This is a genomic window from Nonomuraea sp. NPDC050227, assembly GCF_044459705.1.
Lineage (GTDB): Bacteria > Actinomycetota > Actinomycetes > Streptosporangiales > Streptosporangiaceae > Nonomuraea.
This window is the reverse complement of sequence record NZ_JBITJF010000009.1, coordinates 181,091-204,757: the sequence shown is the minus strand read 5'-3', so window position 1 is coordinate 204,757 and position 23,667 is coordinate 181,091. Positions and strand designations below refer to the sequence as shown.

Annotated in this window: 28 protein-coding genes and 1 pseudogene; 9 read left to right on the top strand and 20 right to left on the bottom strand. The window is 70.5% G+C overall.

Features of this window, described 5'->3' with window-relative positions:
• Nucleotides 1-97 precede the first annotated feature (97 nt).
• The gene (locus ACIBK9_RS32260) at nt 98-541 is read left to right on the top strand and encodes a CAP domain-containing protein (RefSeq protein WP_397162470.1); all 444 of its coding nucleotides are present in this window, start codon (nt 98-100) and stop codon (nt 539-541) included.
• Nucleotides 542-560: 19 nt separating this feature from the next.
• Here ACIBK9_RS32260 and ACIBK9_RS32255 read toward each other — a convergent pair whose 3' ends face one another.
• The gene (locus ACIBK9_RS32255; RefSeq protein WP_358283475.1) at nt 561-1,322 is read right to left on the bottom strand and encodes an SDR family NAD(P)-dependent oxidoreductase; all 762 of its coding nucleotides are present in this window, start codon (nt 1,320-1,322) and stop codon (nt 561-563) included.
• Nucleotides 1,323-1,397: 75 nt separating this feature from the next.
• Complete coding sequence (locus ACIBK9_RS32250; RefSeq protein ID WP_397162469.1) at nt 1,398-1,733, bottom strand: hypothetical protein; 336 nt, start codon at nt 1,731-1,733, stop codon at nt 1,398-1,400.
• 112 nt (nt 1,734-1,845) lie between these two features.
• Here ACIBK9_RS32250 and ACIBK9_RS32245 point away from each other — a divergent pair.
• Together ACIBK9_RS32245 and ACIBK9_RS32240 are read left to right on the top strand one after the other, a co-directional pair.
• Nucleotides 1,846-2,496: pseudogene (locus tag ACIBK9_RS32245) on the top strand (response regulator transcription factor); the annotation flags it as partial.
• 44 nt (nt 2,497-2,540) lie between these two features.
• A complete protein-coding gene (locus ACIBK9_RS32240; RefSeq protein WP_397162468.1) occupies nt 2,541-3,668 on the top strand; it encodes a sensor histidine kinase in 1,128 nt (375 codons plus the stop codon).
• Here ACIBK9_RS32240 and ACIBK9_RS32235 read toward each other — a convergent pair.
• Genes ACIBK9_RS32235 through ACIBK9_RS32225 form a run of 3 tightly spaced genes read right to left on the bottom strand, consistent with a single transcriptional unit; the run spans nt 3,631 to nt 6,081 of the window.
• Complete coding sequence (locus ACIBK9_RS32235; protein ID WP_352350030.1) at nt 3,631-4,335, bottom strand: alpha/beta hydrolase; 705 nt, start codon at nt 4,333-4,335, stop codon at nt 3,631-3,633. The genes ACIBK9_RS32240 and ACIBK9_RS32235 overlap by 38 nt on opposite strands.
• A 10-nt stretch (nt 4,336-4,345) precedes the next feature.
• A complete protein-coding gene (locus tag ACIBK9_RS32230; protein WP_357971071.1) occupies nt 4,346-4,636 on the bottom strand; it encodes an ATP/GTP-binding protein in 291 nt (96 codons plus the stop codon).
• Nucleotides 4,633-6,081, bottom strand: coding sequence for a 3-hydroxyacyl-CoA dehydrogenase family protein (locus tag ACIBK9_RS32225; RefSeq protein WP_397162467.1), 1,449 nt, complete (start codon nt 6,079-6,081; stop codon nt 4,633-4,635). Before ACIBK9_RS32225 ends, ACIBK9_RS32230 begins: the two co-directional genes overlap by 4 nt.
• Nucleotides 6,082-6,117: 36 nt before the next feature.
• On the opposite strand from ACIBK9_RS32225, the gene nucS reads away from it, so the two are divergent.
• The 5 genes from nucS to ACIBK9_RS32200 all read left to right on the top strand — a co-directional run bounded on the left by nucS (nt 6,118) and on the right by ACIBK9_RS32200 (nt 10,941).
• Complete coding sequence (gene nucS, locus ACIBK9_RS32220) at nt 6,118-6,780, top strand: endonuclease NucS (protein ID WP_358283463.1); 663 nt, start codon at nt 6,118-6,120, stop codon at nt 6,778-6,780.
• A gap of 106 nt (nt 6,781-6,886) precedes the next feature.
• Nucleotides 6,887-8,188: a carotenoid oxygenase family protein gene (locus ACIBK9_RS32215; RefSeq protein ID WP_397162466.1), complete on the top strand. Its 1,302-nt coding sequence runs from the start codon at nt 6,887-6,889 to the stop codon at nt 8,186-8,188.
• A 3-nt stretch (nt 8,189-8,191) separates the two neighbouring features.
• Complete coding sequence (locus tag ACIBK9_RS32210) at nt 8,192-8,749, top strand: GNAT family N-acetyltransferase (RefSeq protein WP_397162465.1); 558 nt, start codon at nt 8,192-8,194, stop codon at nt 8,747-8,749.
• A 32-nt stretch (nt 8,750-8,781) separates the two neighbouring features.
• Nucleotides 8,782-10,254 carry an aldehyde dehydrogenase family protein gene (locus tag ACIBK9_RS32205; protein ID WP_387667993.1) on the top strand — a complete coding sequence of 491 codons (1,473 nt, stop codon included), beginning with the start codon at nt 8,782-8,784 and terminating at the stop codon, nt 10,252-10,254.
• Nucleotides 10,255-10,398: 144 nt separating this feature from the next.
• On the top strand, nt 10,399-10,941 hold the full coding sequence (locus tag ACIBK9_RS32200) for a TetR/AcrR family transcriptional regulator (RefSeq protein ID WP_358283455.1): 543 nt from the start codon (nt 10,399-10,401) through the stop codon (nt 10,939-10,941).
• A gap of 168 nt (nt 10,942-11,109) precedes the next feature.
• Here the strand turns inward: ACIBK9_RS32200 and ACIBK9_RS32195 are convergent, their stop codons facing one another.
• From ACIBK9_RS32195 to ACIBK9_RS32180, 4 genes are all read right to left on the bottom strand, one after another.
• Nucleotides 11,110-11,427, bottom strand: a complete 318-nt coding sequence (locus ACIBK9_RS32195; RefSeq protein ID WP_352350014.1) for an STAS domain-containing protein — start codon at nt 11,425-11,427, stop codon at nt 11,110-11,112.
• A gap of 63 nt (nt 11,428-11,490) precedes the next feature.
• The gene (locus ACIBK9_RS32190; protein ID WP_397162464.1) at nt 11,491-12,660 is read right to left on the bottom strand and encodes a sensor histidine kinase; all 1,170 of its coding nucleotides are present in this window, start codon (nt 12,658-12,660) and stop codon (nt 11,491-11,493) included.
• Nucleotides 12,661-13,770: an ABC transporter permease gene (locus ACIBK9_RS32185; RefSeq protein ID WP_397162463.1), complete on the bottom strand. Its 1,110-nt coding sequence runs from the start codon at nt 13,768-13,770 to the stop codon at nt 12,661-12,663.
• Nucleotides 13,767-14,663 (bottom strand): ABC transporter ATP-binding protein, encoded by an 897-nt coding sequence (locus tag ACIBK9_RS32180; RefSeq protein WP_397162462.1) that lies wholly within the window; start codon nt 14,661-14,663, stop codon nt 13,767-13,769. The genes ACIBK9_RS32185 and ACIBK9_RS32180 overlap by 4 nt, the downstream gene beginning before the upstream one ends.
• A 127-nt stretch (nt 14,664-14,790) precedes the next feature.
• Here ACIBK9_RS32180 and ACIBK9_RS32175 point away from each other — a divergent pair, with 127 nt between their 5' ends.
• Nucleotides 14,791-15,381 (top strand): cob(I)yrinic acid a,c-diamide adenosyltransferase, encoded by a 591-nt coding sequence (locus ACIBK9_RS32175; RefSeq protein WP_358283447.1) that lies wholly within the window; start codon nt 14,791-14,793, stop codon nt 15,379-15,381.
• On the opposite strand, the gene ACIBK9_RS32170 is transcribed toward ACIBK9_RS32175, so the two are convergent.
• The 11 genes from ACIBK9_RS32170 to ACIBK9_RS32120 all read right to left on the bottom strand — a co-directional run bounded on the left by ACIBK9_RS32170 (nt 15,378) and on the right by ACIBK9_RS32120 (nt 23,565).
• Entirely contained in the window at nt 15,378-15,758 is a 381-nt protein-coding gene (locus ACIBK9_RS32170) for a DUF2550 domain-containing protein (RefSeq protein WP_358283445.1), read from the bottom strand. The genes ACIBK9_RS32175 and ACIBK9_RS32170 overlap by 4 nt on opposite strands.
• A gap of 29 nt (nt 15,759-15,787) precedes the next feature.
• Nucleotides 15,788-16,189 carry a F0F1 ATP synthase subunit epsilon gene (locus tag ACIBK9_RS32165; RefSeq protein ID WP_080042501.1) on the bottom strand — a complete coding sequence of 134 codons (402 nt, stop codon included), beginning with the start codon at nt 16,187-16,189 and terminating at the stop codon, nt 15,788-15,790.
• 68 nt (nt 16,190-16,257) lie between these two features.
• Nucleotides 16,258-17,706 carry a F0F1 ATP synthase subunit beta gene (atpD, locus tag ACIBK9_RS32160; protein WP_358283443.1) on the bottom strand — a complete coding sequence of 483 codons (1,449 nt, stop codon included), beginning with the start codon at nt 17,704-17,706 and terminating at the stop codon, nt 16,258-16,260.
• Between the two features lies 1 nt (nt 17,707).
• Entirely contained in the window at nt 17,708-18,610 is a 903-nt protein-coding gene (locus ACIBK9_RS32155) for a F0F1 ATP synthase subunit gamma (RefSeq protein ID WP_358283441.1), read from the bottom strand.
• Nucleotides 18,611-18,613: 3 nt separating this feature from the next.
• Nucleotides 18,614-20,263: a F0F1 ATP synthase subunit alpha gene (gene atpA, locus ACIBK9_RS32150; protein ID WP_397162461.1), complete on the bottom strand. Its 1,650-nt coding sequence runs from the start codon at nt 20,261-20,263 to the stop codon at nt 18,614-18,616.
• Between the two features lie 40 nt (nt 20,264-20,303).
• Nucleotides 20,304-21,113, bottom strand: coding sequence for a F0F1 ATP synthase subunit delta (locus ACIBK9_RS32145; protein WP_397162460.1), 810 nt, complete (start codon nt 21,111-21,113; stop codon nt 20,304-20,306).
• Nucleotides 21,113-21,664: a F0F1 ATP synthase subunit B gene (locus ACIBK9_RS32140; protein WP_352320415.1), complete on the bottom strand. Its 552-nt coding sequence runs from the start codon at nt 21,662-21,664 to the stop codon at nt 21,113-21,115. The genes ACIBK9_RS32145 and ACIBK9_RS32140 overlap by 1 nt, the downstream gene beginning before the upstream one ends.
• 32 nt (nt 21,665-21,696) lie before the next feature.
• Nucleotides 21,697-21,927, bottom strand: coding sequence for an ATP synthase F0 subunit C (atpE, locus tag ACIBK9_RS32135; RefSeq protein WP_188190622.1), 231 nt, complete (start codon nt 21,925-21,927; stop codon nt 21,697-21,699).
• Between the two features lie 69 nt (nt 21,928-21,996).
• Nucleotides 21,997-22,794 (bottom strand): F0F1 ATP synthase subunit A, encoded by a 798-nt coding sequence (gene atpB, locus ACIBK9_RS32130; RefSeq protein ID WP_352350001.1) that lies wholly within the window; start codon nt 22,792-22,794, stop codon nt 21,997-21,999.
• A gap of 67 nt (nt 22,795-22,861) precedes the next feature.
• Nucleotides 22,862-23,077 (bottom strand): AtpZ/AtpI family protein, encoded by a 216-nt coding sequence (locus tag ACIBK9_RS32125; RefSeq protein WP_229824207.1) that lies wholly within the window; start codon nt 23,075-23,077, stop codon nt 22,862-22,864.
• A 65-nt stretch (nt 23,078-23,142) separates the two neighbouring features.
• Complete coding sequence (locus ACIBK9_RS32120) at nt 23,143-23,565, bottom strand: hypothetical protein (RefSeq protein WP_352349999.1); 423 nt, start codon at nt 23,563-23,565, stop codon at nt 23,143-23,145.
• Nucleotides 23,566-23,667 lie beyond the last annotated feature (102 nt).

The following is a 23,667-nucleotide window of genomic DNA, read 5'->3' as shown; positions in this document are numbered from 1 at the left end:
TTATTGACCTATGCCGGTATACCGGGATAAGCCCGACCACTTCCGGACGTTGCCCTGTGGCGGTCCCAGCACGCACAATCCAGGCGAGGTGATAGCGATGGCCGGAATTCGTCCCGCCCTCCCCGACGCCACCAACAACGCCTTCCTGCAGGAGGCGCTGAACGAGGTCAACGCCCACCGGGCCAAGCACCACGCGCCCCCGCTCACGATGGACCCGCTGCTGGTCGGGTACGCCAGGTCCAGGGCCGCCTCGCGCTCCGAGCACGAGGGCCTGAGCGCCGGGCACGACGGGCTGCGCGCGGGCACCGGCGAGAGCCTCTTCTGGCACCCCGGGGACGCCGCCGCCGGGGACGCGGTCGCCGCCTGGCACGACCGGGCGGCCGGTGACGGCCGGGCGGAGGCCGCCGGCGACTTCGGCCGGCTCGTCCGGGCGGGCACCACCAGGATGGGCGCCGGGCGCGTGGCGGGCAACGGCGGCCGGTCGTTCGAGACGTACGTCGTCTTCGTGTTCGAGCCGCCGGGCGAGCCCGGGGCCGTCTGAGGCCCCGGCGCACGAGGGGTCAGCCGATCGCGGTGGCCCCGCCGTCGACGAACAGCACCTGCCCGGTCATGTAGGCCGACGCCTCCCCGGCCAGGAACACGGCCGGCTGGGCCATCTCCTCCGGCGTGCCCCAGCGCCGCATGGGCACGCCCGCGACCGTGGCCGCGGCGGCGGCCTCGTCCTGCCACAGGTTGCGGTTGAGGTCGGTGGCCGTCCAGCCGGGGCACAGGGCGTTGACCCGGACGCCCGCCGGCGCCCACTCGGCCGCGAGCGTCTTGGTCAGGGCCACCAGCCCGGCCTTGGCGGCGGCGTACGGGGCGAGCAGCGGAGCGCCGCGCGCCGCCACCGAGGCCACGTTGATCACCGAGCCGGAGCCGCGGCCCAGCAGGTGGGGCGCGACGGCGTGGCAGACGGCCATGGCGGAGTCGAGGTTGAGCCGCATCAGCTTGTCCCAGCCGGACAGGCGCAGGTCCTTGAACTCGACCAGGAAGTTCGAGCCGCCGGCGTTGTTGACGACGACGTCGAGGTGCCCGAGCCCGTCGATCGAGGCGGCGACGGCCGCGGCGGCCGCCTCGCGGTCGGTGAGGTCGGCCGGGATCACGACGGCCCGCCTGCCGAGCGCCTGGACCTCCTTGGCCACCTCGGCGAGGGGCTCGGCCGACCTGCTGACCAGGGCGACGTCGGCGCCCGCCGCGGCGTAGGCGAGCGCGATGGCCCGCCCGATGCCCTTCGACGCCCCGGTGACCAGAGCCGTCCTGCCGGACAGGTCGAACGCGCCCACACTGCCTCCTCGCTCGGAACCGAACAAGATTCTACAAATCTTGCCCGGCCCGCGCTATGCCCGTACCGCCCCAAATCACGACAGGACGGGCGCCGCTGGCGCGGCCGGAGCCTGCGGCGCGGCCGGCAGCCTCGCCCCGCGCAGCAGCAGCGACTCGCACGCCCTGACCGCCGCCCCGTACGTCGCCGACAGCGCGTCCACCCGCTCGCCGTCGATGCTGAGGTTGATCAGCCCGTCCTCGGAGACGGTGACCCCGGGAAAGTCCGGCAGCCCGTGCGCGCGCACGCAGGCGGTGAACGCCTTCCCACCGTCGCCCGGCCCGCTCTCCCCGTACGACGCCGCCGCCCCGCCCGTCACGGCGGCGAAGACCAGGGCGGCCAGGGCCACCCGCCTGATGGTCGAACCCTTCATGATGACTCCTCCGTTTCGTCCGACGCTCCCAGCGAACCCCGCCCCCGGTTACCGCCCGGGAACGACGGCGGTTACCCCGCTGTAACCCCGCTCTGGGCATGCTGGGCGGACCATGAGGGTGCTGATCGTCGAAGACCACGAGGAGCTCGCCCACACCGTGGCCGCCGGCCTGCGCCGCGAGGGCATGGCCGTCGACGTGGCGCTGGACGGGTCCGCCGGGCTGGAACGCACGTCCGTCAACGACTACGACGTGGTCGTGCTCGACCGCGACCTGCCCGGCCTGCACGGCGACGACGTGTGCCGCAGCCTGGCCGCCGGCGGCCATCCGGCGCGCGTGCTGATGCTCACCGCCGCCGGGACCATCGACGACCGGGTGAGCGGGCTGGGCATCGGGGCCGACGACTACCTGCCCAAGCCGTTCGCGTTCGCCGAGCTGGTGGCCAGGATCCGGGCGCTGGCCAGGCGGGCGCGTCCGGCGCTGCCCGCGGTGCTGGTCCACGGCGGGTTGCGGCTCGACCCGGCCACGCGGGTGGCTACCCGCGACGGACGCCGGCTGCCGCTCAGCCCGAAGGAGTTCGCGGTGCTGGAGCTGCTGCTGTCGGCGGGCGGCGCGGTCGTCTCGGCCGAGCAGCTGCTCGAACGCGGCTGGGACGAGTTCGCCGACCCGTTCACCCAGACCGTGAAGGTCACGGTCAGCCGGTTGCGCCGCAAGCTCGGCGACCCGCCGCTGATCGAGACCGTGCCGCAGGCCGGGTACCGGATGGCCGGCCCCGCACGGGCACCGGACCCGGACGGAGGTGTCCCGGCGTGCGGCGGACCGTACGGCTGCGGCTGACGCTGCTCTACAGCGGCCTGTTCCTGGCCGCCGGGCTGCTGCTGGTCGCCCTGATCTACCTGCTGGTCGCGCACTCGCCGTTCCCGGCCGCGCCGGTCGCGCCCGTCCTGCCCGGCGGGCCCGGCCAGGTGGTGCCGCAGCCGCGGGTGGACGTGGCGTACCTGGCCGAGCAGCAGGCGGCCGGGCTGCGCAGGCTGCTGGTCAACTCGGTGATCGCCCTGGTGGTCATGGCCTTCGCGTCGGCGCTGCTGGGCCGGTTGACGGCCGGGCGGGTGCTGCGCCCGTTGCGGGACATGACGGCGACCGTCCGGCGCATCACGGCCGACCGGCTCGACCGGCGGCTGGCCGCCTCCGGCCCGGACGACGAGCTGAAGGAGCTGGCCGACACCTTCGACGACCTGCTCGACCGGCTGGAGGCCGCCTTCACCGCGCAACGCCGGTTCGTGGCCAACGCCTCCCACGAGCTGCGCACCCCGCTGACCCTGCAACGCGCCATGGCCGAGGTCGCGCTGGCCGACCCGGACGCCGGCGCCGCCGAGCTGCGCCACGTCCTCGACCGCCTGCTGGCGGCCGGCCGGCACCAGGAACGGCTCATCGAGGCGCTGCTCGTCCTGGCCAGGAGCCAGCAGGGGCTGGACCACCGGGAGCCGCTGGACCTGGCGGCCGTCGCCGGGCAGGCGCTCGACCGGCGGCCGGACTCAGCGCTGCGCGTCGAGGCGGCGCTGCGGCCCGCGCCCGCCTCCGGTGACCGCGCCCTGCTCGAACGCCTGGTCGTGAACCTGCTGGACAACGCGACACAGCACAACGTGCCGGACGGCTGGATCACGGTGGCCACCGGCGTGCGGGCGGGCCTGGCCACGCTCAGCGTCGCCAACAGCGGCCCGGTGATCCCGCCCGACCGGGTCGCGACGCTGCTCCAGCCGTTCCAGCGGCTGGCGGGCGGCCGCCGGGCGGTCGGCGACGGGCTGGGGCTCGGCCTGTCGATCGTCGCCGCCGTCGTCCAGGCCCATCACGGCACGCTGGAGGTGGTCGCGCGGCCGCAGGGCGGGCTGAAGGTGACCGTCAGATGTCCGTCGGCAGCGGATACGCCTCCGGATTGACCCGCCGGACGATCTCGTTCAGCACGATCCGGACATAGGGCTCGCCCACCCACAGGTGCTTGGCGCCGTCGACCCCGATGACCTCGGCCTGCGGCACCCTGGCGAAACGCCGCCGGGCCTCCTCCGGACGCAGGTAGTCGTCGAACTCGGGCACCATCGCCACCAGCGGCCGGCCGAACCGGGCCCAGGCGTCGAGGTCGTCGTCGGTGGCCCTGTGGAGCGGCGGCGAGAGCAGGATCGCCCCCTCGACCAGGGGGTCGTGGGCCCACTTCAGGGTCAGCTCGGTGCCGAAGGACCAGCCCACCACCCACACCCGCGGCAGGTCGTTGAACTCGGCGTACTCCAGCGCCGCCGCCACGTCGAACCGCTCGCCCTCGCCGCCGTCGAACGCGCCTCCGGAGGTGCCGCGCTCGGAGCTGGTGCCGCGCGTGTTGAAGCGCAGCACGGCGAGGTCGGCGAGCGCGGGCAGCCGGTTGGCGGCCTTCTTGTAGACGTGGCTGTCCATGAACCCGCCGTGGGTGGGCAGCGGGTGCAGGGTCACCAGGGTCGCCACGGGCGGCCGGTCGAGGGGCTGGGCCAGCTCGCCGACCAGGGTCAGGCCGTCGGCCGTCTGCAGCTCGATCGGTTCACGCCTGGCGGGCAGCACGGTGGCCGCGCGAATCTCCACGGGGGTCCTCCTAGTAGCGGCTGCGGCCGGGGCCGCGGTCGAGTCTCTTGCGCCAGCAGGCCGGATGCCAGTGGCGGCGCTCCTCGTCGCCGCCCGGCCAGTCGGGCCAGGCGACCAGGTGCGGCCTGCCGCCCAGGATCTCCTGGTCGCAGCCGGGGCAGCGGTAGGTCTTGGTCGAGGACGCGCCCGTGAGCATGCGCACCTTCCAGTCGCCGTCCGGCCATTCCTCCACCTTGTCGTTGCCGGTGGGAAGGCCGAGAGGGCGGGAGTCGTCCCTCCGGCGGGCGCGGCGGGGGCTCATGAGCGGGGGAACTCGCTGACACCGGCCGTGACGAGCTGGTCGAGCAGGGGGGCGGGGGCGAAGGCGGACTCGCGGTACTCGGCGTACAGGGCCCTGAGGCCGTCGCGGACCCTGGCCAGGCCGAGGTAGCCCAGCATCTCGAACGGGCCGGCCGGGTAGCCGCAGCCCAGCCGCATGGCGGCGTCGATGTCGGCGATGGAGGCGTAGCCGGCGTCGTACATGCGGACGGCGTCGTTGAGGTAGGGGAACAGCAGGGCGTCGGCCACGAACCCGGCCCGGTCCTTGCACGAGACGGGCACCAGACCGGCGACCCGCATCAGGTCGCGCGCCGCCTTGGCGGCCCCGGGCGAGGTGAGCGCGGTGCCGGCCAGCTCGGCCACCTTGTCGCCGACGACGTGCACGCCGACCATCCTGGTGGGGTCGGACAGGCGCACGGCGTGCTCGATCACCGGACGGTCGGTGCAGCGCAGCACGGTGTCGGGCGCGTCGGACGGCCCGAACCCGGAGGCCCGCAACCGCTCGCCGAGCCCGTGGACGTCGGGCCCGTCGATGCCGAACGTGATGACCGTGGACTTCTCCGGCTCCTTGGGCGGCTCCTGCGGCCCGTAGAAGCCGTGGCCGCTCTTGCGGCCGAGCCGCCCGGCGGTGACCAGCTCGCGCAGCAGCGGCGAGGGCGCGTGCCGGCGGTCGCGCGTCTCGTCGAACAGCACCTCCATCACCTCGTACGCGGTGTCCAGCCCGATCAGGTCGAGCAGCGCGAACGGCCCCATCGGCAGCCCCACGCCCAGCCGCATCGCGTCGTCGATGCCGTCGCGCGTGGCGATGCCCAGCTCCAGCAGGACGGCGGCGTGGTTCAGATAGGGCAGCAGCAGCCGGTTGACCACGAACCCGGCCCGGTCGCCCGCAGGTACGGCGGTCTTGCCCAGCCGCCCGGCCAACTCGCAGATCTCGGAGACCACTCCGGGCGCGGTCACCACCGTGCCCACCACCTCGACCAGCCGCATCACCGGCGCCGGGTTGAAGAAGTGCATGCCGACCACGCGCCCGGGCCGGCCCGTGGCGGCGGCGACGGCGGTGACCGGCAGCGAGGAGGTGTTGGTGGCCAGCACCGTCTCGGGCTTGCAGATCCGGTCGAGGTCCTGGAACAGCGAGATCTTCAGGTCGAGCACCTCGGGGATCGCCTCGATCACGAGGTCGGCCTCGCGCAGGTCCTCGCGCGAGGTGGTCAGCGTGATGCGCCCCAGGATCTCGGCCCGCTGCCCGTCGGTCAGCTTGCCCCGGTCGGCCGCCCTGGCCGTGGAGCGCTCGACGTGCCCGCGCCCTCTGGCCAGCGCCTCGACGTCGGCCTCGACGCCGATCACCCGGAGCCCGGCACGCGCGAAGACTTCGGCGATCCCGGCGCCCATCGTGCCGAGCCCGACAACTCCCACCGTTTCAAACGCCATGCAACCAGTTTTCCAGAGCCGCTAAGGTGGACCGTCATGCGGCTGGTCATCGCGCGGTGCAGCGTGGATTACATCGGACGGCTCACGGCGCATCTGCCGATGGCGCCGAGGCTCGTCCTCATCAAGGCGGACGGGAGCGTCAGCATCCACGCCGACGACCGCGCCTTCAAACCGCTCAACTGGATGAACCCTCCGTGCAAGCTCAAGGAGGACGGCGAGACCTGGACGGTCACCCACGGCAAGACCGGCGAGAAGCTGGTCCTGACCATGGCGGAGATCATCCATGACTCCAGCCACGAGCTGGGCGTCGACCCCGGCCTGATCAAGGACGGCGTGGAGGCCCACCTCCAGGAGCTGCTGGCCGAGCACATCACGACCCTGGGCGAGGGCTACTCGCTGATCCGCCGCGAGTACATGACGGCCATCGGGCCGGTCGACATCCTGTGCCGCGACGCGCTGGGCGCGACGGTGGCCATCGAGATCAAGCGGCGCGGCGAGATCGACGGCGTCGAGCAGCTCACCCGATATCTGGAGCTGCTCAACCGCGATCCGCTGCTCGCGCCGGTGCGCGGGGTGTTCGCGGCGCAGGAGATCAAGCCGCAGGCGCGCGTGCTGGCCGCCGACCGGGGCATCGACTGCGTCACCCTCGACTACGCCGCCCTGCGCGGCATCGAGCCGGAGAACCCGACCCTCTTCTAGCCCTCCCGGCCTCGTAGCGGGCCGGGATTTTCCATGGCCCGACATTCCTGTGTTGACACGTCTCTTCTGGACGTTCTAGTTTCGACCTATCGAGATTGGAGTGTTCATGGACGTTCCCGCGTATCTCAGCGGCGACCTGGCGCCCGTCCCCGACGAGATCGAGGCGCACGACCTGGAGGTCACGGGCGCGCTGCCCGCCGAGCTGACCGGGCGTTACTTCCGCAACGGGCCCAACCCGCGGCCGGGCGAGGATCCCGGCCACTGGTTCGCCGGGCACGGCATGCTGCACGGCGTCCGGCTGCGGGACGGGCGGGCCGAGTGGTACCGCAACCGGTGGGTGCGGACCAGCAAGTTCACCGACGACGCGCCGTTCGTCTCCGACACCGGCGTCGATCTCGCCGCGGTGACCGCCAACACGCACGTCGTCCGGCACGCCGGGCGCATCCTGGCGCTCGTGGAGAACGGCCTGCCGCACGAGGTGACGCCCGAGCTGGCCACCGTGGGCCCGTGCGACTTCGGCGGACGGCTGACCACCGCGATGACCGCCCACCCCAAGCACGACCCGCTCACCGGCGAGCTGCACTTCTTCGGCTACGGGTACTTCCCGCCGTTCCTCACCTACCACCGGCTCTCGGCCGCCGGCGAGCTGGTGGAGAGCAGGGAGATCGAGGTGCCTGGGCCGACGATGATGCACGACTTCGCCGTCACCGAGCACCACCTGCTCTGGCTGGACCTGCCGGTGGTGTTCGACCTGAACCGCCGCGGCATGCCGTACGCGTGGGAGGACGACTACGGCGCCAGGATCGGCGTCACCCCCCGGACGGGCGGCCCGACCCGCTGGTTCGACGTCGACCCCTGCTACGTCTTCCACGTCGGCAACGCCTGGGAGGACGAGCGGGGGCGCGTCGTCCTGAACGCCGCCCGCTACTCCCCCGGCGCGTGGTCGGCCGTCTGGAAGAGGATCGGCGGCGCCGCCGACCCGGCCCGGCACGCGGGCGCCGCCGGCGCGGCCGCCCTGCACCGCTGGACCCTCGACCCGGCCACCGGCACGGCCACGGAGGAGGCGCTGGACGACCGCGGCGTGGAGTTCCCCACGTTCAACGAGGACCTGCTCGGCCGGCCCAGCCGCCACCTGTACACGGTGGGCGCCGACGCCGTCGTCAAGTACGACCTGCGCGACGGCTCCGCCCAGGTCAGGAAGACCGGCGGGGCCACCGGCGAGGCCGTGTTCGTGCCGGCCGAGGGTGCCGCGGGCGAGGACGAGGGGTGGCTGCTGTCGATCGTCACCTCCGGGGGATCGTCCGAGCTGCTGGTGCTGGACGCGAGCGACCTGTCCGGCGTCGCGTCGGTGCGGCTGCCCAGGCGGGTGCCGGCGGGCTTCCACGGCTCGTGGTTCGCGGAGGGCTGACCGGTGGAGATCAGGCAGTCCGACGACTTCGACGCCGCCGGCGACGCGCTGGCCAGGGCCTTCCACGACGATCCGGTGGTCGGCTGGCTGCTGCCCGGCGGCCGCGGCGCGGCGGGGATGTTCACCACGATCGCCCGTCACCTGCACGCGTTCACCGATACGGCGCTCAGCGGGGGCGGCGCCGTGGCGGGGGCCGCGCTGTGGGACCCGCCGGGCCACCGGCCCGACGCGGAGGCGGGCGTGCCCGGCCTGGTGGCGGCCATGGGCGACCGGGTGCGCCAGGGCCTGCTGCTGGAGGAGGAGTTCGCCCGGCACAAGCCGGAAGGCCCCTACTGGTATCTGGCCCAGCTCGGCACCGTGCCCGAGCTCCAGGGCACCGGCGTGGGCGGCGCGCTGCTGCGCGCGGGCCTGGCCAGGTGCGGCGGCCTGCCCGTCTACCTGGAGAGCAGCAAGGAGTCGAACGTGCCCTTCTACGAGCGGTTCGGGTTCGCGGTCACCGAGCGGTTCACGCTGCCGGACGGGCCGCCGGTGTGGGGGATGCTGCGCCCACCCCGGAGCTAGTAAGCGACGGCTTACCGGTTTATCGTGACGCCATGACCACGCTGACCTTCGACTCACTGAACCCGGCTACCGGCGAGGTCGTCGGCAGTCACCCCAAGAACGACGCCCAGGCCGTGCGCGAGGCCGTGACCAGGGCCGAGACGGCCGCGGAGTGGTGGGCGGCCCTGCCCGCGGGCGAGCGCAGGCGCCGCCTGCTCGACTACAAGGCGGTCCTCACGCGGCGCCTGCGGGAGCTGGCCGCGCTGGTGCACGAGGAGACCGGCAAGCCGGTGGGCGACGCCACGCTGGAGATCGTGCTGGCCGTCACGCACCTCGACTGGGCGGCCCGCAACGCCGCCAAGGTGCTGGGCCGCCGCCGCGTGGCGACCGGCATGTTGGGGCTCAACCTGGCCGCCACCCTGGAATACCTGCCGCTCGGCGTGGTCGGCGTGATCGGCCCGTGGAACTACCCGGTGTTCACCCCCATGGGGTCCATCGCGTACGCGCTGGCCGCCGGCAACGCGGTCGTGTTCAAGCCCAGCGAGCTCACCCCGGGCGTGGGCGTGCGGCTGGCGGAGCTGTTCGCCGAGTCGGTGCCCGAGCAGCCGGTGTTGCAGACGGTGACCGGGCTCGGCGAGACCGGCGCGGCGCTGGCCGCCGACCCCCGGGTGCGGAAGGTGGCCTTCACCGGCTCGACCGCCACCGCCAAGCGGGTCATGGCGGCGTGCGCGGAGAACCTCACGCCCCTCGTGGCCGAGTGCGGCGGCAAGGACGCCTTCATCGTGGACGCCGACGCCGACCTGCCCGCCGCGGCCGACGCCTGCCTGTGGGGCGCGATGTCGAACGCGGGCCAGACCTGCGCGGGCGTCGAGCGGGTCTACGTGGTGGACGCGGTGTACGAGCCGTTCATGCGGGAGCTGTCGGAGCGGGCCGCCGAGGTCAAGGCCGGCCAGGACTACGGCCCGATCACCATGCCCGCCCAGATCGACATCATCCGGCGGCACATCGACGACGCCACCAAGTCCGGAAAAGTGGTGACCGGCGGCCCAGGCTCGGTCCGGGCCCCGTTCGTCGACCCGGTCATCGTGGCGGACGTGCCCGAGGACTCCCCGGCCGTGCGCGAGGAGACGTTCGGGCCGACGATCACCGTCCGGCGCACCCGCGACGCACAGGAGGCGCTGGAGCTGGCCAACGCCTCGGCGTACGGGCTGGCGGGCACGATCTTCTCGCGGGACGCCCGCCGGGCGACGCGGCTCGCGCGGGCGATGCGTACCGGGATGACCGCCGTCAACTCGGTCATCTCCTTCGCCGGGGTGCCCGCGCTGCCGTTCGGCGGGGTCGGCGACTCGGGGTTCGGCCGCATCCACGGAGCCGACGGCCTACGCGAGTTCACCAGGCCGAAGGCGGTCTCCCGCCAGCGCTTCGCCCTGCCCGGCATGAACCTGACCTCCTTCAGGAGGGGGCCCGACGAGCTTGAGCGACTGATCAGGCTTGTCACGTTCTTGCACGGCCGACGTAAAAGATAATCATCGCACTCTTTCCCAAATCCGATCATCCGTCCATAATTGTGTGCTCTGGGGGCCACGATCATGTTGGACGGGTGGAATGTGAACCGGTCTTACCGGGGAATGTCGGCTGAGCAAAGGCTGGCGGACAGACGCGAGCGGCTGATGACGGCCGCCTACACGCTATACGCGAAACCAGGTTTCGCGGCGACGACCATCGAAAGATTGTGCTCGGAGGCGCGGATCTCCAACCGCGCCTTCTACGAATGTTTCGGCGGCCGCGAGGAGTTGCTCCAGGCGCTGCACGAGCGGTGCGTGGAGGAAAGCCTCGCGGTTGTGGCCAAAGCGTTACAGGAGGCGCCGGGCACGCTTGACGGAAGAGTCAAGGCGGGGATTCGCGCCTATATCGAGTTCGCCGCCGCCGACTGGCGGCGGGCCCGCATCATGCACCTGGAGGTGCGCAGGTCGGGTGACGTCCTGACAGCCTCGCGTCAGCGGGCGGTGGACTCCTTCGCCCGGCTCGTGGAGGAGGCGTCGGCGGATTTCCCGCAGGCCCGCTCGCTGAAACGGCGCCTGGTGGCACTTGGCGTAATTGGCGCGCTGCAAGAGCTGCTGATCGAATGGATACTGGCCGACCAGCAGCCCGCCATCGACGATCTGGTCGAGGTGGCGGTGCACATCTTCATCCGCAGCCTCAGTCCGTCGTGACCCGCCGATTACCCGCAGTGATGGGGTCACAGAATAATCACTTTCACAGTTCTTTCCGAGTGCCCACGCCCGTGATAGCGGGCCGGCCGAAATCTACATTCCTTCTATATTCGGCTCGTGAAAGGGCACGGGCGACGGCTGATCGGCGCCCGGCCCCGATATGTGACCTCAGGCCACCGCGGCCGCGGGAACCTCGACGAGCAGGACCCGATTCAGCCGGGTCACCGCCAGGATCCGCATGATCCGCGGGGGCACCCCCCGAAGAACGAGGCGGCGTTGCACGCTGATCGCGCGCCGATGCGCTCCGACCAGCACCCCGAGCCCGGTGGCGTCGATCATCTCCAGCTTGGAGAGGTCGAGGATGAGGTCGCCCTCGCCGGCGTCGAGCGCGGCGTGCAGCCGCTCACGCACGCCGGCCGACGTGCCGGCGTCGAGCCGGGCACCGATCCGCACCGTCTGGCCTCGTGGATTGCGCCGGACGCGCATGCCACCTCCTCAATCACGCACACGGCGTGTGGTCGCCGGGATCGAGACCCCCGCTCTCCTCCCCTACCCATCTATCGGGAGTGACACGACAGCCGTCAGCAGGAACTGTCCGTCGCCGGTGGGACGGGCCGTCATGCGCCCGCCCACGGCGGCCATCCGCTCGCCCATGCCGGTCAGCCCGCTGCCCAGGTCGTCGGCCTGCCTACGGGCCACGCCGTCGTTGCGCACCGCCAGTTCCGCCTCCTGGTCGGTGAAGCGCAGGGTGATGTCGCAGAAGGTCGCGGCGCTGTGCTTCAGCACGTTCGTGACCGCCTCACGCACCGCGTAGGCGAACACCGGCGCGACGCCGTGGGGCAGCTCGCGGTGCGGCAGGCGCACCTCGCAGCGGACGCCGGCCGCTTCGAGCACTCCCTTCACGCTATTCAGCTCAGCGGTCAAGTCAAGTTCGCGGTAGCCGCGCACGGCCTGGCGCAGCTCGCGCAGGGCCTTGCGGGTCAGCGTGTTCACCTCCGCCATCTCGTCCCTGGCGGCCTTGCCGTCGGCGTCGGCCAGGCGCACGGCCAGCTCGGTCTTGACGGCGATGGCGGACAGCTGGTGGCCGACGAGGTCGTGCAGGTCCCTGGCGAAGCGCAGCCGCTCCTCGGCCAGCGCCAGCCGGGTGTGCGCCTCGCGGCCGTCGTGGGCCTGCACGGCCAGCGACCAGATCCAGGCCCACATCCTGTTGGTGCAGGGCAATGCCGTGGCCCACACGACGTCGAGGGCGGTGATGACGAGCAGCGAGACGAGGAAGGAGTCACCGCTCAGCGCCAGCAGGCCCGTCCCGCCCAGCACGGACAGTGCGCCGAGCCCGACGCAGGCCGCGCACGTCGCCGCGCCCAGCGCCAGCGCCCGGCGCGCGGGCAGCCCGATCACCACCACGGACAGCCAGACCATGGGCACGAACCCCCAGCCCATCGGGTCGGCCCCGCCGAGCACCGCCGCCAGGAACGCCAGAGCGCCGGTCCACACGACCTCCCTCGTGGGATACCGGCGCTCCATGACCGCGGCGACGACGCGTACGTAGAGCCAGCTGAAGGCGAGCGCCGCGATCGTCGCGAGCAGCAGGCGCGGCCAGCCGGCCGCGCCCGAGCCGAGGCTGAACACGGTCGACGCGATCAGGAAGATCCACATGATCACGAGCGTCGAGTTCAGCATCCGGCGGGCCAGCCGCCGCGCCCGCGTGATCGCGTCCATCTAGCCCGCGCGCAGCACGTCGCCGAGCTTCAGCCGGGCGCCCGTGCGCAGCACCGCCCGCTCGTAGACCTTGGCGCCGAACGACAACACCGCCAGCACGGCCACGGCCATCGCCGCCATGGACGCCGCCACCTGCCACATCGGCACGTCGGCCGCCGCCATCCGGACCGGCATGATCATCGAGGAGAACGGCGGGATGTAGGACATCACCGTGGCCAGCGTGCCCGTGGGATCGTTGGTGGCGTAGAAGGCCACGAAGTAGGTGACCATGATGAGCATGGTCAGCGGCGACATCACGCTGCTCACCTCCTCCTGGCGGGAGACCAGCGAGGCGAACGCGGCCGCGAGCGTGGCGAAGAAGGCGTACCCGAGCACGAACCAGACCAGGACGGCGACCACCAGCCCCGGCACGCCCGGCGGGAAGTCCGCGGCGAACCCCGACACCGACGTGGCGACCAGGCCGACGGCGAGGATGGTGAGCAGGTTGATCAGCCCGAGCACGCCCAGCCCGACGATCTTGCCGCCGAGCAGCTGCCACGGGCGCACCGCCGCGAGCAGGATCTCCACGATCCTGCTGCCCTTCTCCTCCACCACGCCCATCGCCACCATCATGACCTGGCCCATGAGCAACATGAACAGGACGAGCACCAGCACCACGGCGATGCCGGTCTTGGCCGCCTGGTAGCGGGTGTCCACGCCCACGGAGACCATCTGCAGCGGCGGGATCGTCACCCCGGCCGCGCCGAGCCGCATCTCCCGGTTGGTGCTCTGCATGAGCACGCCGAGCTTGCTGTCGATCTCGCCGTCGGTGAGCACCTTGTCGCCGTTGACCAGCACCGCGTCCACGTCACCGGCCAGCACGGCCTTCTTGGCCGCGGCCTCGTCGGGGTAGGAGCGCCACTCGAACTCGGCGTCCGGCGCGGCGGCCTTCAGCGGGAGCTGCTGGGAGTTGACCGTGCCCAGCGTGTACGAGTCGTTCCCGCCCATGATCTTCGGCGCGAAGGAGACGGCCGCCACCAGCAGCGCGGTCACCAGCAGGCCGACCAGGAACGTCTTCGTGCGCACCTGCGTGACGATCTCGCGGCGGGCGACCAGCATCAGTCCGTTCACGCCACGGCCTCCTTGAAGATCTCGGTGAGGGTCGGCTGCTCGACCCCGAAATGCTCGACGCGGCCCGCCTTCATGGCGCGGCGCAGGATCTCCTGGTCGTCGCCCTCGGTCGTCCGCAGGGTGTGCAGGTCGCCGTGGACGGTCACCGTGCCCGGCAGGCCGTCGGCCCAGCCCGGGGCCGGGTTGCGGACCTCCACGCGCAACGTGTCGCCCTCGGCGGCGCGCAGCTCGGCCACCGTGCCCGTCGCGACCATCCGGCCGCCGGAGACGATGCCCACCGAGTCGCACAGCCGCTCCACCAGGTCGAGCTGGTGGCTGGAGAAGATCACCGGCACGCCGCTCCTGCAGCGTTCCTGGAGCGCCCCGGCCAGGGCGTCCACGGCGAGAGGGTCGAGCCCCGAGAACGGCTCGTCCAGGACCAGCGCCTCGGGGTCGTGCACCAGCGCCACCGCGAGCTGCACGCGCTGCTGGTTGCCCAGCGACAGCGTCTGCACCGCGTCGCCCCTGCGCTCGGTCAGCCCCAGCCGCTCGATGAGCTCGTCGGCGGCCTTCTTCGCCGCCGCCGGGGCGAGCCCGTGCAGCCGGCCGAAGTACTCGATCTGCTCGCTGACCCGCATCTTCTGGTACAGCCCGCGCTCCTCGGGCATGTAACCGAACCGCGTGCGGTCGTCGTAGCCCAGCGCGCGGTCCCGCCAGCGCACCGAACCGGAGTCGGCCTGGAGCACGCCCATGACGATACGCATCGTCGTCGTCTTGCCCGCACCGTTCGCGCCCACGAAGCCGTACATCTCGCCCGGACGTACCGTGAAGCTGATCCCGTCCAGGGCGATCTTGCCGCCGGGGTTGTCGGGACCGCCCGCGAAGCGCTTGCGCAGCTCGCTGATCTCGAGCATCAGGTCCTCTCTCTCGTCATGAGTAGATTGTGGCTTTGGCGGCGTTCGCCCTGGTAGTCGTGGAAATCATGGACGCGACATGGAAAGCGCGTCCCGTTCGGATGACATTTGTCATTACGCTGGGCTCATGACGCGTGCCGACAAGGACAAGCCCGTCGTCCTCTCCCGCATCTACACCCGTACGGGCGACGACGGCACCACGAACCTGAGCGACATGAGCCGCGCGGCCAAGACCGACACCCGGCTGGCCGCCTACGCCGACGTCGAGGAGGCCAACGCCTGCCTGGGCCTGGCCCTGTCCCACGGCACCCTGTCCGCCGACCTCGTGGCGCTCCTCGTGCGCATCCAGAACGAGCTGTTCGACGTGGGGGCCGACCTGGCCACGCCGGTGGTGGACGAGCCGGAGTTCCCGCCGCTGCGGGTGGAGCAGTCCTACATCGACCGGCTGGAGGAGCAGTGCGACCGGCTCAACGCCGAGCTCCAGCCGCTGCGCAGCTTCATCCTGCCCGGCGGCGACCCGGCCACGGCCGCGCTGCACCTGGCCCGGGTGACCGTACGCCGGGCCGAGCGCACCACGTGGGCGGCGCTAGAGGCCCACGACGACGTCAACCCGCTGACCGCCAAATACCTCAACAGGCTCTCCGACCTGCTCTTCATCGCCTGCCGGATCGCCCACGGCGGCAACGAGATCCTCTGGAAGCCCGGCGGCACCCGCTAGGCGACGTCGAGGTACGCGCTGGGCGGCGCCGACTCCAGCCAGGCGAGGAAGCCGGTGAGGGCGTCGGCGCTCATCGCCAGCGACAACCCGCGCGTCGTGCCGCCGCAGTCGACGGCGTAGAGGCCGCCGTCGATCTCACGACGGGCGGAAACGACGAGGCCGCGCCTCGCGATCGCGTGGCGCGGCCTCAGTCGGACGCCCATGAGCGGAATCCAGTGGAGCTCACCGTCGGCGTAGCGGGCCACCCCGCTCTGCCACCCTCGGCTGCCCACTTTCAGCCGGCAGGGTACGCTGCCGCGCGAACGGGCGAGCGTCACCCCTCGAAGGACCACGAGGGCGACCAGCAGCAACAACAAAACCGAAACCGTCGCCACCATGGCCGCCCCCCTGAATCCCGTTGTATGTATTAAACCTCTTCGCCCGCCGCGCGCAGCCGGGCCCTGGCCCGCTTCGCCTCGATCGCCGCGTCGGCGTCCTCCTGGTTGGCCTCGATCGAGGCCTGAGCCCGGTCGAGAGCGTCTCGGGCGGCCGCGACGTCGACCTCGGAACCGAGCTCGGCGACCTCGGCGAGCACCGACACCTCATCATCGGCCACGGAGATGAACCCCCCGTGAACGGCCGCGACGAGCTCGGGCTCACCTTCCCGCTTGACGCGCAGCACGCCGCCCTCGACGAGGACGCCGAGCACGGGTGCGTGTTGCGGCATAATACCGATCTCGCCGTCAACGGTCTTGGCAATCACCATGTCGGCCTCGCCCGACCAGATCTCACGCTCGGGTGAGACAACCCCTACGCGTAGCTTCGCCACTTCGTCAGGTTCCTTTCCGATCAGGTAGCGGCACGGGTTCTCCCACCCGTGCCGCTACCGTAGGGCGATCAGCGACGCTCGAGTTCCTTGGCCTTGGCCACGGCCTGGTCGATGCCGCCGACCATGAAGAACGCCTGCTCGGGCAGGTGGTCGTACTCGCCGGCGCACAGGCCCTTGAAGGAGGCGATCGTCTCGTCCAGCGGGACGTTCTCGCCCGGCTGGCCGGTGAACGCCTCGGCGGCGTACATCGGGTGCGACAGGAACCGCTCGATGCGACGGGCCCGCTGCACGGTGACCTTGTCCTCTTCGGACAGCTCGTCGATACCGAGGATCGCGATGATGTCCTGGAGCTCGCGGTACTTCTGCAGGATCCGCTTGGTCTCCTGGGCCACCCGGTAGTGCTCCTCGCCCACGACCTGCGGGTCGAGGATCCGGGAGGTGGAGTCGAGCGGGTCCACCGCGGGGTAGATGCCCTTCTCCGAGATCGGCCGGGACAGAACGGTCTGCGCGTCGAGGTGCGCGAACGCGTTGTGCGGGGCCGGGTCGGTGATGTCGTCGGCGGGCACGTAGATCGCCTGCATGGAGGTGATCGAGTGACCGCGCGTCGAGGTGATGCGCTCCTGGAGCACACCCATCTCGTCGGCCAGCGTCGGCTGGTAACCCACCGCGGACGGCATGCGGCCGAGGAGGGTGGAGACCTCCGAGCCCGCCTGCGTGAAGCGGAAGATGTTGTCGATGAACAGCAGCACGTCCTGCTTCTGCACGTCGCGGAAGTACTCCGCCATCGTCAGCGCGGACAGGGCCACCCGCAGACGGGTGCCCGGCGGCTCGTCCATCTGGCCGAAGACGAGGGCGGTGTCCTTGAGGACGTCCGCCTCCTCCATCTCCAGCCAGAGGTCGTTGCCCTCACGGGTGCGCTCGCCGACGCCGGCGAACACCGAGGTGCCACCGAAGTTGCGGGCGACACGGCGGATCATCTCCTGGATGAGAACCGTCTTGCCCACACCGGCGCCACCGAACAGGCCGATCTTGCCACCCTGCACGTACGGGGTGAGCAGGTCGATGACCTTGATACCCGTGACCAGCATCTCGGTACGGGACTCGAGCTGGTCGAAGGGCGGGGACGGCCGGTGGATGCCCCACTTCTCGGTGACCTGGAGCGACGCGGTCGGCACGTCGAGCGCCTCGCCGAGCGCGTTCCACACGTGACCCTTGACGACGTCGCCGACGGGCACCGAGATCGGGTGGCCGGAGTCGGTGACGGCCGTACCGCGGACCAGGCCGTCGGTGGGCTGCATGGAGATGGCGCGGACCAGGTTGTCACCCAGGTGCTGGGCGACCTCCATGGTCAGGGTCTTGGTCTCGCCGCCGAGGGTCACCTCGACGTTGAGCGCGTTGTAGATGTCGGGCATCGCCTCGACGGGGAACTCCACGTCGACGACGGGCCCCTTGACGCTGGCCACACGACCGGCACCGGCCGACGTGGGCTCAACAGTCTCAACAGCCTCTGCAGTCATTTCACTCTTTCCCCGCTGCGGCGTCAGCCAGCGCGTTGGCGCCACCGACGATCTCGCTGATTTCCTGGGTGATCTCGGCCTGGCGAGCCTGGTTCATCTGCATGGTGAACACGCGGATCAGCTCGTTGGCGTTGTCCGTGGCGGACTTCATGGCGCGGCGGCGCGCGGCCTCCTCCGAAGCAGCCGACTGCAGCAGCGCCGTGAAGATGCGGGACTCCACATAGCGCGGCAGCAGCGATTCGAGCACGTCGCCCGCGGTGGGCTCGAACTCGAAGTACGGCGGGATCGTCTCGCTGGCCGTCGCCTCGGTCTCCTCGACCTCCAGCGGCAGCACGCGCTTGACCACGACGTTCTGGGTCAGCATCGAGACGAACTCGGTCGAGACGATGTGGATCTCGTCGATCCCCGCCTCTTCCTTGAAGGAGTCGATCAGCGTCTGCGCGATCTCCTTGGCGTCGGCGTAGGCCGGCTTCCTGGAGAAGCCGACCCACTGGCCGCCCATCGTACGGTTGCGGAAGGTGTGCCAGGTGACACCCTTCCGGCCGGTGACGAACGGCACCACCGTCAGGCCACGGCTCTCCAGCAGCCCGCGCAGGGCCTCGGCCTCGCGCAGGACGTTGGCGTTGAAGCCGCCACAGAACCCGCTGTCGCTGGTGACGATGAGGACGCCCGCCTTGGCGGGGTTCTCCTTCGCCACGGTCAGCGGATGGTCGACGCTGGCCGCGTTGCTGACGACGCCGGTGACGGCGCGAGTGATCTCACGCTCGTACGGCAGCGCCGCCTGCATCCGCATCTGCGCCTTCACGATCCGCGAGGAGGCGATGAGCTCCTGGGCACGCGTGATCTTGGCGGTCGACTTGACCGACTTGATCCGCCGCCGCAGCAGCCTTAGCTGGGCACCCATGAGCTACTTCTCCGTCGCCGGACGGACGACCTTCTTGATCTTCTCCTGGCCGACCTCGCCGGCTTCGAGCGGCGCCACCGGCTCGTCCTTGACCAGGAGCTCGCCCGAGGAGGTGGTGAAGCCCTTCTTGAACTCCGTGACGGCGTCCTTGAGGCTGGTCACCGCATCGTCGGACAGCTCGTTGGTCTCGCGGATGCTGTCGAAGATGCCCTTGTGGCTGCTCTGCAGGTAGTCGAGGAACTCCTGCTCGAAGCGGCGGATGTCCTCGACCGGAACCTCGTCGAGCTCACCCGTCGTGCCCGCCCACACCGACACGACCTGACGCTCCACGGGGAACGGCGAGTACTGCGGCTGGATGAGCAGCTCGGTCAGGCGCTGACCGCGCTCCAGCTGGGCGCGGGAGGCCGCGTCCAGGTCGGAGGCGAAGGCCGCGAAGGCCTCCAGGTCGCGGTACTGCGACAGCGACAGACGCAGCGTGCCGGCCACCTTGCGCATCGCCTTGATCTGCGCCGAGCCACCGACTCGGGAGACCGAGATACCGACGTTGATGGCGGGACGGATACCGGCGTTGAAGTAGTCGGTCTCCAGGAAGCACTGGCCGTCGGTGATGGAGATGACGTTGGTCGGGATGAACGCCGACACGTCGTTGCCCTTCGTCTCGATGATCGGAAGACCGGTCATCGAGCCGCCGCCCATGTCACTGGAGAGCTTGGCGCAGCGCTCCAGCAGGCGGGAGTGGAGGTAGAAGACGTCACCGGGGAACGCCTCGCGGCCCGGCGGGCGGCGAAGCAGCAGCGAGACGGCGCGGTAGGCGTCGGCCTGCTTGGTGAGGTCGTCGAAGATGATGAGGACGTGCTTGCCCTGGTACATCCAGTGCTGGCCGATGGCCGAACCGGTGTACGGGGAGATGTACTTGTAACCGGCCGGGTCGGAGGCCGGGGCGGCGACGATCGTGGTGTACTCCAGGGCGCCGGCCTCTTCGAGACGGGAACGCACCTGGGCGATCGTCGAGCCCTTCTGGCCGACCGCGACGTAGACGCAGCGAACCTGCTTCTCGGGGTCGCCCGAGAGCCAGTTGTCGCGCTGGTTGATGATCGTGTCCACGGCGACGGCCGTCTTGCCCGTGCCACGGTCACCGATGATCAGCTGGCGCTGGCCGCGGCCGATCGGCGTCATGGCGTCGATCGCCTTGATGCCGGTCTGCAGCGGCTGCTTCACCGGCTGCCGCTGGACGACCGAGGGCGCCTGCAGTTCGAGGGCGCGCAGGCCCTCGGCCTCGATCGCGCCCTTGCCGTCGAGGGGGTTGCCGAGCGGGTCGACCACACGGCCGAGGAAGTTGTCGCCGACCGGCACGGACAGGACCTCGCCCGTCCGGCGGACCGTCTGGCCCTCCTCGATCTTGCTGAAGTCGCCCAGGACCACGACGCCGATCTCTCGGGGGTCGAGGTTCAGGGCCAGGCCGCGCGTGCCGTCCTCGAACTCGAGCAGCTCGTTCGCCATCGCCGAGGGAAGGCCGGAGACATGGGCAATGCCGTCGCCGGCGTCGACGACGGTCCCGATCTCCTCGCGCGCGGCGCCTTCCGGTTCGTACGCCTGGACGAAGCGCTCAAGCGCGTCCCGGATCTCGTCCGGCCGGATCGTAAGCTCCGCCATCTCTACTCTGTCTCCCTATTCATTCGGCGCTCACTGCGCCTCAGCCGGCCAACCGGCGGCGGACTTCTTCAATTCGTCCCACGATCGTGGTGTCGATCATCTCGTCGCCGATGCGGACCGAGAACCCACCGAGCACTCGCTTGTCCACCTCGACGTTCAGGTGCACGTCACGACCGTAGGAGGTGCGCAGCCAGTCGGCCAGTCGCTGCTTCTGCGCGTCGGACAGCTCGACCGCGCTGCGCACGACCGCCACCAGGCGCTGGCGCTGCTGGGCCACGAGCTGGCCGAACTCCTCCAAGCCCGCTTCCAGGCTACGCCCTCGCGGGTGCACCGCCAGCTGCGTGATCAGGCGCTGGCTGGTGGGGGCCACCTTGCCACCGAGCAGGTCGCTCAGCAGCTGCCGCTTGCCCTCCGCGGGCGCGGCCGCGTCGGCGAGCGCGCGTCGGAGGTCGGGGTTGGCGGCGACGATACGGCCGAAACGGAAGAGCTCGTCCTCGACGTCGTCGAGCCTGGACTGGCCCTCCGCCTCGGCGGCGGCGGCGACGACGCCGAGCCGTTCGAGCGAGTCGGCCAGGTCACCCGCGCGCGACCACCGGACCGAGACCGCGGCCTCGGTCGTGGCGAGGGCCGCCTCGGAGACCTTGCCGCCGAGCAGGGCACGGACGGTGCCCGCCTTCTGCTCGGCGGCCCTGGCCGGGTCGGACAGCGCGCGGCGCAGGCCGTGCTCGCGGTCGAGCAGATCCGCGACGGCGAACAACTCGTCGGAGAGCGCGCCGAGGTCGGCGCTGCCCGCGACCGCGTTGAAGCGCTCCTCGACCTCTGCCAACGAGGTCCTGCTCAGACCTCGCATTAGCGCACCGCCTGCGCGTTGCTGCTCTCAAGCTCGTCGAGGAACCTGTCCACGATCCGGCTCTGGCGGACCTCGTCCTCCAGGGACTCGCCGACGATGCGGCCGGCCAGCTCGGTGGACAGACGGCCGATCTCCGTGCGGAGCTGCGCGAACGCGGCGGCGCGGTCGGCCTCGATCTGGGCGTGCGCGGCCTCGACGAGACGACGGGCCTCGGCCTGCGCCTCCTCGCGGAGCTCCGCCTTGATCTGCGCGGCCTGCTCGCGAGCCTCTTCACGGAGCCGGCCGGCCTCGCGGCGGGCCTCCTCAAGCTGCTGCGCGTACTGCCGCTGGAGGTTCTGCGCCTCGGCCTGGGCCTCCTCAGCCCTCTTGATGCCACCCTCGATCGCGTCGGTCCGCTCGGCCAGAGTCTTCTGGATGCGCGGAACGAGAATCTTGCCGACGACGAGGAGGACGACGAGGAACGAGAAGATACCGACGACGAGCTCGAACGTGTGCGGAAGGAGCGGGTTCGCCCCTTCTTCCTGCGCGAGGAGCGTAGCTGCCTTAATCATGGGTGCAGCCTTTCGTCAGAATTCTTCTGGTCCTAGATGCCCGCGAAGATGAACGGCGCGACCAGACCGATCAGGGCGAGGGCCTCGGTGAGGACGAAGCCGAGGAGCATGTTCTGGCGGATCAGGCCGTAAGCCTCGGGCTGACGCGCGATGGCCTGCACGCCCTGACCGAAGATGATGCCGACGCCGATGCCGGGGCCGATGGCGGCGAGACCGTAACCGATGGCGGTGACGTTGCCGGAGACCTCAGCGAGAACGCTCATTGCTATTTCCTTTACTGGACGGCCGGTGAAGGGAGTCCCACCGGTCATGGATATTCCGGTATGTGGTTCTCAGTGATCCGGGTGCAGCGCGCCGCCGATGTACATCGACGCCAGCATTGCGAACAGGAAGGCCTGCAGGAACTGGATGAACATCTCGAACCCGGTCAGGATGATCGTCATGATCACGCCCACCACGCCGACGGGTGCGCCCAGGGGCGTCAGCTTCTCGAACAGGAACCAGAAGCCGACCATGCTGAAGAACGCGAGCAGCATGTGACCGGCGAACATGTTCGCGAACAGTCGGACAGCGTGCGTGAACGGCGCGATGATCATGTTCGACAGGAACTCGATCGGCGCCAGAAGGAAGTAGATCGGCTTGGGCAGGCCGGGCGGGAACATCATGTTCTTGAAGTAACCGATGCCGCCCTGGTGCTTGACGCCCAGGTAGACCTTGATCGCGTAGATCGAGAGCGCGAGCACGGCCGGGAACGCGATGTGCGAGGCGACCGGGAACTGCGCGAGCGGGATCACACCGAGGATGTTCCAGAACAGGACCAGGAAGAAGAGCGTGACCAGCAGGCCCATCCACCGATCGGCGTCCTTGCCGAGGAACGGCCGGGCGATCTGGTCACGGACGAACATGTAGCCGTACTCGACGACGTTCTGGGTGCCCCTCGGCACGAGCTTCGGCTTGGCGAAGGCCACCCAGCACACGGCGATCACCACGAGCGCGCTGAGCATCGCCAGCAGCACCGGCTTGGTGAACCAGGTCACCCCGGGGATGATCGGCGTGAACGAATTGAACAGCTCATCGGGCGATGGCGCCCGGAAGTTGTCTTCGGGGGCGAGGACCGTCAGCGCAATCACGCGGCGTTCCCTTCAACGTCGTAGTGGATCACAAGGGTTTCCTCAGCGAGGCGATCGCTGCGTCGGGTTAGCGACCGAACTTCCGGTAGACCGCGTAGCCGCCGAGCACGACCCCAAGGACCACGCCTATGGGGAAGAACGCGGACATGTCGAGCCACCGGTCCAGCAACCACCCGAGACCGCCATAGACCGCCATCCCGGCGAGCAGATAGCTGGGGACTGACCACATGGCATCGGAGAAGTCGCGACCGTCGTGTTCCGGCCGGCGTTCCTGTGCGCTCATCGCGGCCCCGACGATAGCAGGCGAGTGGAGGACTAGTCATATCGGACCCCATCCCTTTACCTGCCTCATGAGTCGCCCTTTCCGGGGACCGAGGCTTCGGGGTCGACGTAGAGCATCTTGGTCTTCATGAACGCGCGGACCTCGAATCCGGTCCAGACGAGCGTGCATCCGACCACGGACCACGCGAAGGCCTGGGTGTTCCAGGCGGTGGTCTCACGGAAGGCGGACAGCACCACCATGATGGCGACGACTTTGACGAGGTAGCTGACCATCGCCGCGATCGCCATCATCTGCGGGGAGACGCGTGCGGCATAGGAGACCGCTACCACGCTGATGCTGAAGAAAACCCCGACGAGCAAGGTGCCGAGGGCCGCGCCGAGCGCTCCCTTGCCGCCCGCCAGGAGGAACGCCACGATGACCGCGACCACCCCGACCGCGAAGGTCGGAACAGCGGCGCTCTTGAGTACGCGCACGTCGTTGGCCTGCATCGGTGCTCCATCAGCATGTTGTCAAGCGAGCGTTTGCTACCTCCAGAACATGTGCGTCTGGAGGTCCCTGCTCGTGAAAGATATCACAAGCTCACGGAAGAC